At 61.2% G+C, this 11944-nt stretch carries 6 protein-coding genes and 1 pseudogene; 6 read left to right on the top strand and 1 reads right to left on the bottom strand.

Annotated elements, in window-relative coordinates:
• Positions 1-92 precede the first annotated feature (92 nt).
• The 6 genes from recC to yfiB all read left to right on the top strand — a co-directional run bounded on the left by recC (position 93) and on the right by yfiB (position 11787).
• Entirely contained in the window at positions 93-3545 is a 3453-nt protein-coding gene (gene recC / locus KVG87_RS25460; protein ID WP_217853184.1) for an exodeoxyribonuclease V subunit gamma, read from the top strand.
• Positions 3542-7228 (top strand): exodeoxyribonuclease V subunit beta, encoded by a 3687-nt coding sequence (gene recB, locus KVG87_RS25455; protein WP_217853182.1) that lies wholly within the window; start codon positions 3542-3544, stop codon positions 7226-7228. The genes recC and recB overlap by 4 nt, the downstream gene beginning before the upstream one ends.
• Complete coding sequence (gene recD / locus KVG87_RS25450) at positions 7225-9333, top strand: exodeoxyribonuclease V subunit alpha (protein ID WP_217853179.1); 2109 nt, start codon at positions 7225-7227, stop codon at positions 9331-9333. The genes recB and recD overlap by 4 nt, the downstream gene beginning before the upstream one ends.
• A 119-nt stretch (positions 9334-9452) precedes the next feature.
• Positions 9453-10022: a regulatory sequestration protein YfiR gene (gene yfiR, locus KVG87_RS25445; protein ID WP_041477864.1), complete on the top strand. Its 570-nt coding sequence runs from the start codon at positions 9453-9455 to the stop codon at positions 10020-10022.
• Positions 10019-11287 (top strand): diguanylate cyclase DgcN/YfiN, encoded by a 1269-nt coding sequence (gene dgcN / locus KVG87_RS25440; protein WP_136491891.1) that lies wholly within the window; start codon positions 10019-10021, stop codon positions 11285-11287. Before yfiR ends, dgcN begins: the two co-directional genes overlap by 4 nt.
• On the top strand, positions 11287-11787 hold the full coding sequence (gene yfiB, locus KVG87_RS25435; protein ID WP_217853177.1) for an outer membrane lipoprotein YfiB: 501 nt from the start codon (positions 11287-11289) through the stop codon (positions 11785-11787). The genes dgcN and yfiB overlap by 1 nt, the downstream gene beginning before the upstream one ends.
• Here the strand turns inward: yfiB and KVG87_RS26380 are convergent.
• Positions 11784-11918, bottom strand: a pseudogene (locus KVG87_RS26380) (LysR family transcriptional regulator); the annotation flags it as partial. The gene yfiB and the pseudogene KVG87_RS26380 sit on opposite strands and share 4 nt — an antisense overlap.
• Positions 11919-11944: the final 26 nt, after the last annotated feature.

Raw genomic sequence — 11944 nt, 5'->3', positions numbered from 1 at the left:
CTTACAGCCTTCGCAGACCTCGTCCGGCTGTCACAGCCGGCCGACAATGCTAAGGTTCTGCCTCGGCTTTAGCGATTTTCCAAGGAATCCATATGTCGGACGCCCAGTCCCTCAACGCTGCATTCATGGTGGTTCAGAGCAACAGTCTCGATGAGCTGCGCAGTCTTGTGGTCAGCATCATGCGGCGCTACCCACTGGCACCCCTGGAAAACGAAATCGCTTTGGTGCAGAGCAACGGCATCGCCCAATGGCTCAAACTGGCATTGGCCGAAGATCCTGAAGACGATGACCTTGGCGGTTGCGGGATCGCTGCGGCGATTGACGTTCAACTACCCGGCAGTTTCATGTGGCAGCTCTATCGCCTGGTATTGGGACGAGAAGAGATTCCGCCTAAATCCCTGCTCGATAAGGCTCCGCTGACCTGGCGCCTGATGCGCCTCTTGCCACAGGTAATCGATCGCCCCCATTTCGAGCCGCTGCAACGCTTCCTTACCCACGACAGCGATCTGCGTAAGCGCTACCAATTGTCAGAGCGCCTCGCTGACCTGTTCGACCAATATCAAGTTTATCGGGCCGACTGGCTCGAGGACTGGTCTGAAGGGCGTCATCAACTGCGCAATGTCAGAGGTGAAATAAAGCCGCTGCCACCGACCAGTTGCTGGCAGGCCGAGTTGTGGCGAGCGCTGCTGGATGACGTCGGCGAACAAGGCATGGCGCAGAGCCGTGCCGGCGTCCATCAACGTTTCATGGAGCTCATCAACACCCTTGATGAGGCTCCGGCTTCACTGCCGCCGCGCGTTATCGTCTTTGGCATTTCTTCATTGCCCGCTCAAGTTCTTGAAGCGCTCGCCGGTCTGGCGCGCTTCAGTCAGGTTCTGCTTTGCGTACACAACCCCTGTCGCCATCACTGGGCCGATATCGTTGCCGACAAGGATCTGCTGCGACATCAATACAAGCGCCAACAACGCAAAAGCGGGATGCCAGTTGTACTTGATGCCGAGACCCTGCATCAGCACGCGCATCCGTTGCTGGCCGCTTGGGGCAAGCAAGGTCGCGACTATATCAACCTGCTCGACAGCTACGACGATCCCAACAGCTACCGCGCAGCCTTTCGTGACGGCCGCATCGACCTGTTCAGCGAAGCCCAGCCGCACAACATGCTTAACCAGCTTCAGGACGACATCCTCGAATTGCGCCCCCTCAACGAGACTCGTGAGCTCTGGCCCGCTGTCGACCTGACGCAGGACCAATCGATCCGTTTTCACATCGCCCACAGTGCCCAGCGCGAAGTCGAAATCCTGCACGATCAACTCCTGGCGCGTTTCAGCGCCGACCCGGCTCTACGCCCACGGGACGTGATCGTGATGGTCCCTGATATCGACAGCTACGCCCCGCATATCCGCGCGGTTTTCGGTCAGCTCGATCGATTTGACCCGCGCTTCATTCCGTTCACTTTGGCGGACCAGGGCCAGCGAGGACGTGATCCATTACTGATCGCCGTCGAGCACCTGCTCAAGCTGCCGGACAGCCGTTTCCCGGTCAGCGAGATCCTCGACCTGCTCGATGTTCCAGCTCTGCGTACTCGCTTTGGCGTAGAGGAACGTGACCTGCCAACTCTGCACCGCTGGATCGAGGGCGCCGGCGTGCGTTGGGGCATGAGTGCCGAACAACGGGCCGGTCTCGGATTGCCTGAGGAACTGGAGCAGAACAGCTGGCATTTCGGTCTACGCCGAATGCTGCTGGGCTACGCCGTCGGTAGTGCCGATGCATGTGCAGGTATCGAGCCTTACGACGAAATTGGTGGACTTGATGCTGCCCTGATCGGGCCATTGGTTGCGCTGCTGGATGCCTTGGAAATCGCTCATCAGCAACTCACGCAACCGGCTCAACCGAAAGAGTGGGGGCTGCGCTTGCAGGCGCTGATGCAGGTGTTCTTTCAGGCGAGCAACGAGCACGACGACTACCTGCTGACCCAGCTCGAAGAGCTTCGCGAGACCTGGCTGGAAACCTGCGAGGCGGTCGGCCTGACTGACGAACTGCCGCTGACTGTCGTGCGCGAAGCCTGGCTCGCCGGGCTCGATCAGGGCCGATTGTCGCAACGATTCCTCGCCGGTGCGGTGAATTTCTGCACCTTGATGCCGATGCGTGCCATTCCTTTCAAACTGGTTTGTCTGCTGGGCATGAACGACGGCGATTATCCGCGCGCGCAGCCGCCGCTGGACTTCGATCTGATGGGCAGTGATTACCGCCCAGGCGACCGCTCACGACGTGAAGACGACCGTTACCTGTTACTCGAAGCGCTGTTATCCGCACGCACTCAGCTCTATATCAGTTGGGTCGGTCGCAGCATCCGTGACAACAGCGAACGACCCGCCTCGGTGCTCATCGGCCAGTTGCGCGATCACCTCGCCAGCGGCTGGCGTTCAATCGACCCTACCCAGGATCTATTGGAAGCGCTGACCGAAGAACACCCCCTGCAACCTTTCAGTGCCCGCTATTTCCACGAAGGCGAGCAACTGTTCAGCTACGCCAGCGAGTGGCAGGTGTTGCATCAAGAGAAAAAGCAGCAAAGTGAAGCACCGTTACTCGCGCCATATGTTCAAGAGGAACCGTTGACGCTGGCATTGCTGCAGGATTTTCTGCGTAATCCGGTTCGGCATTTTTTCACCCAGCGTCTCAAGGTCTATTTCGAGGCGGCGCAAGCGCCGTTGGCAGATGAAGAACCTTTCGTGCTGGACGCCCTACAGCGCTACACGCTGAGCGACAGTTTGCTGGAGGCCGCACTCAGTCAGCCGGACGATGTCGATCAGGCACTGCACGCCCGGGCGCTGCGCCTGCAAAACAGTGGTTTGTTGCCGATGGCTGGCTTCGGCGAATGTCTGCAGCGAGAGTTGATCGAACCGCTGCCGGATCTTCTGCAGCGTTATCAACAGTTGCTGACGTTATGGCCGACGCCATTGAGTAGTGCAATCCCGGTCAGTCTCGACTTGCAGGGTTTGCGGCTGGAGGGCTGGCTCGCAAACCTGCATCAACGCGCCGATGGCGGCCTGCTGTCGGTCACGACCATTCCCAATAGCATCGGCTCGATCAAAACTCGCAAGTGGCATCGGCTGACCAAATCGTGGGTTACCCATCTGGTCGCCTGCGCCAGCGAGCATGCGCTGACCACGGCATTGGTCGCCAGTGACGACACGTTGTTGCTTGAGCCAATGGAGCGAGACCGAGCGTTGCGTTTGCTCGGTGACCTGCTTCTTGCCTGGCAATCAGGCATGCGCCAGCCCCTGCCGATTGCGATAAAAACCGCGTTCGCCTGGTTGTCTCAAACTGACCCGGTCAAAGCCGAAGCAGCTGCGCGAAAAGCCTATGACGGTGATGGCCAGACCAGCAACGGCGAGCGGCGTGAAGGCCCGGCACTGCTCCGGCAATATCCCGACTTCGATGCATTGTTGGCAGACGAAACCTTCACCGGCTGGTGCGACGCGTTGTACCGCCCATTATTCGAAGCGCCGTGGCGTTCCTTGTCCAGCGAAGGTGCGCGCGCATGAGTACCAAAACACCGTTGGCTCTGGCCTTCCCGCTACGCGGCAGTCAGTTGATCGAAGCAAGCGCAGGCACCGGCAAAACCTTCACGATTTCGGCACTTTATCTGCGGTTGATTCTCGGCCATGGCGGCGAGACAAGCGGTTTTGCACGCGAATTACTGCCGCCGCAAATCCTCGTAGTGACGTTTACCGACGCTGCTACCAAAGAGCTGCGTGAACGCATTCGGACACGCTTGGCTGAGGCCGCGCGGTTCTTTCGCGACGAAATTGTTGCCCCTGACGGACTGATTGCCGAGCTGCGCGATCAGTTCGATCCGCAGCAATGGCCGGGCTGCGCCAACCGCCTCGATATTGCCGCGCAGTGGATGGACGAAGCCGCCGTCTCGACCATTCACAGCTGGTGTCAGCGCATGCTGCGCGAGCACGCGTTCGACAGCGGCAGCCTCTTCACGCAATCCCTGGAAACCGATCACAGCGATCTGCTTGGCGAAGTGTTGCGCGATTACTGGCGACTGTTCTGCTACCCGATGCAGGGCGATGCGCTGAACTGGGTGCGCAGCAATTGGGGTGGCCCCGCAGCATTGTTGCCTCGGGTACGAGGCTTGTTCGCCAGCGAGCGTGACACCGATGAAGGCAAGGCGCCTGCGGAGCTGATCGCCGAATGTTTGCTGGAGCGGCGAGCGGCGTTGGTCGAACTGAAAATGCCTTGGCATGACTGGGCAGACGAGCTGCTTGCTCTCTGCCATGAAGGAGTCGCCAGCAAAACCGTCGACGGTCGCAAGATGCAGGCGCGTTATTTCGAGCCCTGGTTCGAGAAACTCAAGACCTGGGCCGAAGACGAGGCGCTTGAGCAACTGGACATTGGCACCGGCTTCACCCGACTCACACCCGAAGGCATGGCCGAGGCCTGGAAAGGCCAGGCCCCGAGTCATCCGGGGCTGGACGCCATGTCCGCACTGAAGTCGAGCCTCGACGCATTGCCGACCCCCGATGCCGCTGTTCTGCAACACGCTGCCAAGTGGGTCGGCGCGCGTTTTGAAGAAGAGAAGCGTCGCCGCGCGGAAATGGGGTTCGACGACATGTTGCTGCGTCTGGATGCCGCGCTGCAATCGGAGGGCGGCGAGCGTCTGGCAACGCTGATCCGCGAGCAGTTCCCGGTCGCGCTGATCGACGAATTCCAGGACACCGACCCGGTTCAGTACCGCATCTTCGAGAGCATTTACCGCATCGAAGACAATCACCCTGACACCGGCCTGTTCCTGATCGGCGACCCCAAGCAGGCGATCTATGCCTTTCGTGGTGCCGACATCTACACCTATCTGCGCGCACGTCAGGCCACCACCGGCCGCTTGCATACGCTCGGCACCAACTTCCGCTCCAGCCACGGCATGGTGACAGCGGTCAATCACGTATTCGAACGCGCCGAGTCCCGAGAGCAGGGACGCGGCGCGTTTTTGTTTCGCGAAAGAAATGGCGAGAACCCGGTACCGTTCCTCCCGGTCGAGTCTCAGGGACGCAAGGAAACGCTGCGGATTGCCGGGCAAGACGTCGCGGCACTGAATGTCTGGCTACTGCCCAGCGATCAGCCGCTGTCCGGCGCGGTCTATCGCCAGCAAATGGCCGCCGCCTGCGCCAGTGAAATCACCGCACTGCTCAATGGCGGGCAAAACGGTAGCGCTGGTTTTGTTCAGGTAGATGACTTCAGAGGTCTGCGTCCTTCTGACATCGCGATCCTCGTCCGCGACGGTAAAGAGGCCCAGGCCGTACGCGCCGAACTCGCCGCCAGAGGGGTGCGCAGTGTTTATCTGTCAGACAAGGATTCGGTGTTCGCCGCGCAAGAGGCGCACGACCTGCTGGCCTGGCTGAAGGCTTGCGCCGAACCCGATGTCGAACGCTCGCTCAAGGCTGCGCTGGCTTGCACCACATTGAACCTGCCGCTGATCGAACTGGAGCGCCTGAACCAGGATGAAATGGTCTGGGAAGCCCGGGTCATGCAGTTCCGCGGCTATCGAGAGCTCTGGCGCAAACAGGGCGTGTTGCCAATGTTGCGACGCCTGCTTCACGACTTCCACCTGCCGCAAACCCTGATGCAGCGCAGTGACGGCGAGCGCGTGCTGACCAACCTTTTGCACCTGTCGGAGCTGATGCAGCAAGCCGCTGCTGAACTGGACGGCGAGCAAGCGCTGATCCGCCATCTGGCCGAGCTGCTGGCACTGTCCGGTCAGGCCGGTGAAGAGCAGATTCTGCGTCTGGAAAGCGACGAGCAACTGGTCAAAGTGGTGACCATCCACAAATCCAAGGGTCTGGAATATCCGCTGGTGTTCCTGCCATTCATTTGCTCGGCGAAACCGGTGGATGGCAGCCGTTTGCCGCTGCATTACCACGACGTTGCGGGCAAGGCGCAGATCAGCCTCAAGCCGACCCCCGAGTTGATCGCCCTGGCTGACGATGAGCGTCTGGCCGAAGATCTGCGTCTTTTGTATGTCGCGTTAACGCGCGCGCAGCATGCCTGTTGGCTGGGCGTCACTGATCTCAAGCGCGGCAATAACAACAGCTCGGTGCTGCACCTGTCGGCGTTGGGTTATTTGCTCGGTGGCGGTGCCGCTTTGGGCGAGTCCAGCGAATTGAATCGCTGGCTGCGGGATCTGCAGCAAGACTGCGCGGCGATTGGCATCGGCGAAATGCCTCAGCCCACTGATGAGCATTACCAGCCGCCGCGCAATGGAGCAGTGCTGCGAGCCACGCTACGGCCCAAGCGCAAAGCCAGTGAAAACTGGTGGATCGCTTCCTATAGCGCTTTGCGCATCAGCGACATATTGAGCGTCGGCAGCGATGAAGCACCGGACAGTCCGCAGGCGCAAAAGCTCTTCGACGACGAGCGCCTCGATCCCGACGCGCCACATGAAATCAGCAGTGGTGGCGCCGATATCCACCGCTTCCCGCGTGGCCCTAACCCGGGCACGTTTTTGCATGGCTTGCTCGAATGGGCGGGCGCTGAAGGTTTCGCCGTTACTCGCGAAGCGCTGGAAGATGCAATTGCCCGACGCTGCAACCTGCGCGGCTGGCAAGGCTGGATTACTACCCTGACGGACTGGCTGCAACATTTGCTCGAGTCGCCGTTGCCGGTCGCGGGCGGGCAACCGCCGGTGGTTCTTGAGCAGCTGAAGCAATATCGCGTCGAGATGGAGTTCTGGTTCGCCAGTCACAAAGTCGACGTGCTCAAGCTCGACGAGCAGGTGCGCCAGCACACCCACAATGGCGTGGCTCGTGTTGCGGCAGAACCGGTTCAACTCAACGGCATGTTCAAGGGCTTTATCGACCTGACCTTCGAGCACGCTGGCCGCTATTACGTCGCCGATTACAAATCCAACTGGCTCGGCGTGGATGATCAGGCCTACACCGTGCAGGCCATGGAGCAGTCGATCCTCGACAACCGTTACGACTTGCAATACCTGTTGTATCTGCTGGCACTGCATCGCCAGTTGAAGGCGCGGCTGGCGGATTACGATTACGACCGCCATGTCGGTGGGGCGCTTTATCTGTTCCTGCGCGGTACGCGTGCGGAGAGTCGCGGTGTGTACTTCGTGCGTCCACCACGGGAATTGATCGAACGCCTCGACCGGATGTTCCAAGGCAAACCCGAACCCAAGTCCGAACCCGCCTGGGAACAGGGAGTCCTGCTATGAGCCGCACATTCGCCGATCTGCTGCCGACGCTGCTGGAAGCGGACAGCCTGTCGAAACTCTCGCCGCTGACCCGCGCCGATGATTTGCTGTTGTTGCTGAGCCGTTGGGTCGAGCGCGGCTGGCTGCGCGCGCTGGACCGCGCCTTTGTCGCTTTCCTGCATGAACTCGAGCCCGAGACCGACCCGTTGGTGTTGCTGGCGGCGGCGTTGACCAGTCACCAACTCGGCCATGGTCACGTGTGTCTGGACCTGCTTGAAACCCTCAAGGCGCCGGATTTTGCACTGTCATTGCCGCCCGAAGGCGATGTGCAGGGCGGTGTGTTGTTGCTGCCCTCGCAATTGCTCGAAACGCTCGATGGAGCCCATTGGTGCAAAGTGCTGGCAAGTAGTCCATTGGTGGCCCTGGCCGCTGACCCGAGTGAAACAGCGCAGACACATCCGCTGGTGCTGTCCTCGAAACGCCTGTACCTGCGCCGCTACTGGACTTACGAACGCCGCATCGATGCAGCGTTGCGCCAACGCTTGATGCAGCAGGAGCCGACGCCAGATGATCTGCCGCAGCGTCTGGATGAATTGTTCGGCGGCGCGGAATCCGCAGCTGTCATCGATTGGCAGAAACTCGCCTGTGCTCTCGCTACGCGCAGCGCCTTCAGCATCATCACTGGCGGCCCGGGCACGGGGAAAACCACTACGGTGGTGCGCTTGCTCGCGTTGCTGCAGGCACCAGCCGTCGAGGCTGGCCATCCGCTGCGCATTCGTCTGGCGGCACCGACCGGCAAGGCCGCTGCGCGTTTGACCGAGTCGATCAGTCAGCAAGTGCAATCACTGCAAGTCGCCGAAGCGGTGCGCGCGGCGATCCCCAGCGATGTGACCACCGTGCACCGTCTGCTCGGCAGTCGACCGGGCACCCGGCATTTCCGTCACCATGCCGGCAACCGCCTGCCGCTCGATGTGCTGGTGGTCGACGAAGCTTCGATGATCGACCTGGAAATGATGGCGAACTTGCTCGACGCCATGCCGGCCCATGCGCGGCTGGTACTGCTGGGCGACAAGGATCAACTGGCCTCGGTCGAGGCCGGTGCGGTACTGGGCGATCTGTGCCGTGACGCCGAGGGCGGTTGGTACAGCCCGCAAACGCGACAATGGCTGGAGTCTGTCAGTGGCGAGTCGTTGCAGGGTAGCGGTTTGCATGAAGACTGCGACGGCACCCACCCGCTGGCGCAGCAAGTGGTGATGCTGCGTCACTCGCGCCGCTTCGGCGAGAGCAGCGGTATCGGTCAGCTCGCGCGCCGGGTCAATCAGCAATTGGCCGATGAGGCGCGACAGTTGCTCGCCGCTGGCGGCTACGACGACGTGTATTCGCTGCCGCTCAAAGGCGAGCACGATCACAAGCTCGAACGCCTGTTGCTCGAAGGTCACGGCAACGGCCCGCAAGGTTATCGCCATTACTTGAGCGTACTGCGCGATCAGCGTCCACCGTCGACGCGGCCCCTTGAGCATTCGGCCTGGACCGATTGGGCGCGGGAAGTCTTGCAGGCGTTCGACACGTTCCAGTTGCTGTGCGCGGTGCGCAAAGGGCCATGGGGCGTTGAAGGTCTGAACCAGCGCATTACCGCTGCATTGCTCAAGGCGCGTCTGATCGAGAGCGATCAGCAGTGGTATGAAGGTCGGCCGGTGCTGATGACACGCAACGACTATGGTCTGGGCCTGATGAACGGCGACATCGGTATCGCCCTGAAACTGCCCGAGCGTGAAGGCGCAGAAATCGGCAAAACGGTTCTGCGCGTGGCCTTTCCGCGTAACGATGGGCAGGGCGGCGTGCGCTTCGTGTTGCCGAGTCGGCTCAATGATGTCGAAACCGTGTACGCCATGACGGTGCACAAGTCCCAGGGTTCGGAGTTCGCCCACACGGCGCTGATCCTGCCGGATGCGCTGAATCCGGTACTGACCAAAGAGCTGATCTACACCGGGATTACTCGCGCCCGGCACTGGTTCACCTTGATCGAGCCGCGTGCCGGCGTGTTTGAAGAGGCGGTGCTGCGCAAGGTCAAGCGTCTGAGCGGGCTGATGCTGGAACTGGAAGAGGGCATCGAGCCTCCGGGATGAAGCGCTGAATGACCGACAACGAGTACTGACCAACCGGTCAGAGGCAGGCGCCTCGCTGGTGTTCTGGCGCTGTGCTATCGTTGCGGCATCATTTCGTTACGCTCCAAGAGAATCCCTCCATGAAGGTGGCCGTCTGGGCGACACAGCGTGTGGTGGCCTGCCAGCACGCATTGCTGATCGTTTTGCTCTGGTTGTTCACGGGCAGCGCCATCGCCCAAGCGCAAACCGGGCCGGCCGAGCAACGGGCCAAAGCGGTCACGCAAGTGGTGCTTGGCATCCTCAGTTATGCACGCTGGCCGGTGGAACCAGCGCAATTGCGTCTGTGCATCGTCGGCCCCACCGAATACACCGATGACCTGGTCAAAGGCACCACCCAAGCCACGGGCCGGCCGGTGGCTGTGCGGCGTCTGCTGGCGGACAACCCGGCCATCGTCAGCGAATGCGATGCGGTGTACATCGGCAAGCTCACCGCCGATGAACGCAGTCGCCTGTTCGCATCGTTGATCGGGCATCCGGTGCTGAGCATCAGCGAAGCCGACGATCAATGCACCGTCGGCAGTCTGTTCTGCCTGCGCGTTGGCGATGAACAAGTGTCGTTCGAGGTCAATCTCGACTCCGTGGCTCGCAGTGGTGTACGCATACACCCCAGCGTGTTGCAGTTGTCCCGTCGCAAAGCGGCGGCGCCATGAAGCTGTTCAGTTGGAAGGCTCGTCCCACCCTGGGCTCGGTCATCGGCCGTGGGCATTTGATTGTCGCGCTGGTGGCGGTGGCAATGGCCAGTGTTTCGCTGACCTTGCTGGGCGTGCTCGCGCTGCGGGTGTATGCCGATCACAACCTGCACTTGATCGCCCGTTCGATCAGCTACACGGTCGAAGCGGCCGTTGTGTTCAATGACAAAGCGGCGGCAACCGAGGCGCTGGCGATCATCGCTTCCACCGAGGAAGTGGCGGATGCCCGAGTGCTCGACGCGCAGGGCCAATTGATCGCGCAATGGCAGCGCGTCGAGACCGGCTTGTTCTCCGAGCTGGAAATGCAGATCACCCGCGCTCTTCTGGAAAAACCGGTCAGCCTGCCGATCGAGCATCAGGACCGCGAAATCGGTCGGGTCCTGCTCATCGGTCACGGCGGCAGCCTGATGCGCTTCCTGCTCAGCGGCCTGGCCGGGATTGTGCTCTGCACCGCGATCAGCGCCTGGGTCGCGCTCTATCTGGCGCGGCGGCAGTTGCGCGCGATCATCGGCCCGTTACACAGCCTCGCCGCCGTCGCCCACGCCGCCCGTAGCGAACGAGCGCTGGATCGGCGCGTGCCGCCGGCGCAAATCGCCGAACTGGATAATCTGGGCAATGACTTCAATGCCTTGCTCGGCGAACTCGAGTCGTGGCAAACCCATCTGCAAAACGAAAACGAAACCCTCGCCCATCAAGCGACCCACGACAGCCTCACCGGGTTGCCCAACCGCGCGTTTTTTGAAGGCCGCTTGATGCGCGCCTTGCGCAACGGCAAAAAACACGATGAGCGGGTCGCCGTGCTGTTTCTCGACAGCGACCGCTTCAAAGGCATCAACGATAACTTCGGCCACGCCTCGGGCGACGCAGTGCTGGTGGCCATCGCCAATCGCGTGCGAGCGCAATTGCGCGAGGATGATCTGGTCGCGCGGCTGGGTGGCGACGAGTTCGCCGTGCTGCTCGCGCCGCTGCACACGGTCGAAGACGCTGAGCACATCGCTGACAAGATTCTCGCCAGCATGGACATGCCGATCACCCTGCCTGGCGACAGCAGTGTGGTGACCTCGCTGAGTATCGGCATCGCCGTTTACCCCGATCATGGCGCCACGCCGGGTGCCTTGCTCAACGCAGCCGACGCGGCGATGTATCAGGCCAAGCGCCTGTCGCGCGGCGCGCAATTCACCGCCGGGTCGGAGCGCCCGGTCGATTCCGTTCATACCAGGAGCTGATGCCCGTGTTCACACTTCCCTTTCGACTGTTTTCCGCATTGCTGCTGATCACCGCGCTGACCCTGAGCGGTTGCCAGACCGCCCCGCAAAAGGGCCTGACGCCGGCGCAGGTTGCCTTGCTCAAACAGCAGGGTTTCGAGTTGACCGACGACGGTTGGGAATTCGGCCTGTCGGGCAAAGTGCTGTTTGGTAGCGATGTTGAAAGCCTCAACGCAGCCAGCACGGAAATCGTCGAACGCATCGGCAAGGCGCTGCTCGGCGTGGGTATCGAGCGCGTTCGGGTAGATGGCCACACCGATGCGTCGGGCAAGGAAACCTACAATCAGCAACTGTCGCTGCGTCGGGCCAAGAGCGTTGCCAACGTCCTCGGCACGGTCGGCATGAAGCAGGAAAACATCCAGCTGCAAGGCCTGGGCAGCAGCGAACCGGTGGCTTCCAACGACACCGCAGCGGGGCGTACGGAAAATCGCCGGGTGTCGATCGTGGTCAGCGCCGACTAATCGGCAAAGCGCATCTCCCGCGTTTCACCCATCAACAACGCCTGATTACGCTCAGTCACCTCACGAATGTAATCCCACAACAACGTAATCCGCTTCAGCTTGCGCAGATCCTCGCGGCAGTACATCCAGAACTACAGGACGTAAGGGTTCCACCCAA

This window comes from Pseudomonas siliginis, from assembly GCF_019145195.1.
Lineage (GTDB): Bacteria > Pseudomonadota > Gammaproteobacteria > Pseudomonadales > Pseudomonadaceae > Aquipseudomonas > Aquipseudomonas siliginis.
The sequence above is the reverse complement of the archived record's forward strand: the minus strand, read 5'-3'. Positions and strand labels throughout refer to the sequence as shown.

Excerpts from the sequence above, each read along its gene's own strand:
- recD (WP_217853179.1), top strand. The coding sequence starts at position 7,225 with ATGAGCCGCACATTCGCCGATCTGCTGCCGACGCTGCTGGAAGCGGAC.
- recB (WP_217853182.1), top strand. The coding sequence starts at position 3,542 with ATGAGTACCAAAACACCGTTGGCTCTGGCCTTCCCGCTACGCGGCAGT.
- recC (WP_217853184.1), top strand. The coding sequence starts at position 93 with ATGTCGGACGCCCAGTCCCTCAACGCTGCATTCATGGTGGTTCAGAGC.
- yfiR (WP_041477864.1), top strand. The coding sequence starts at position 9,453 with ATGAAGGTGGCCGTCTGGGCGACACAGCGTGTGGTGGCCTGCCAGCAC.
- dgcN (WP_136491891.1), top strand. The coding sequence starts at position 10,019 with ATGAAGCTGTTCAGTTGGAAGGCTCGTCCCACCCTGGGCTCGGTCATC.
- yfiB (WP_217853177.1), top strand. The coding sequence starts at position 11,287 with ATGCCCGTGTTCACACTTCCCTTTCGACTGTTTTCCGCATTGCTGCTG.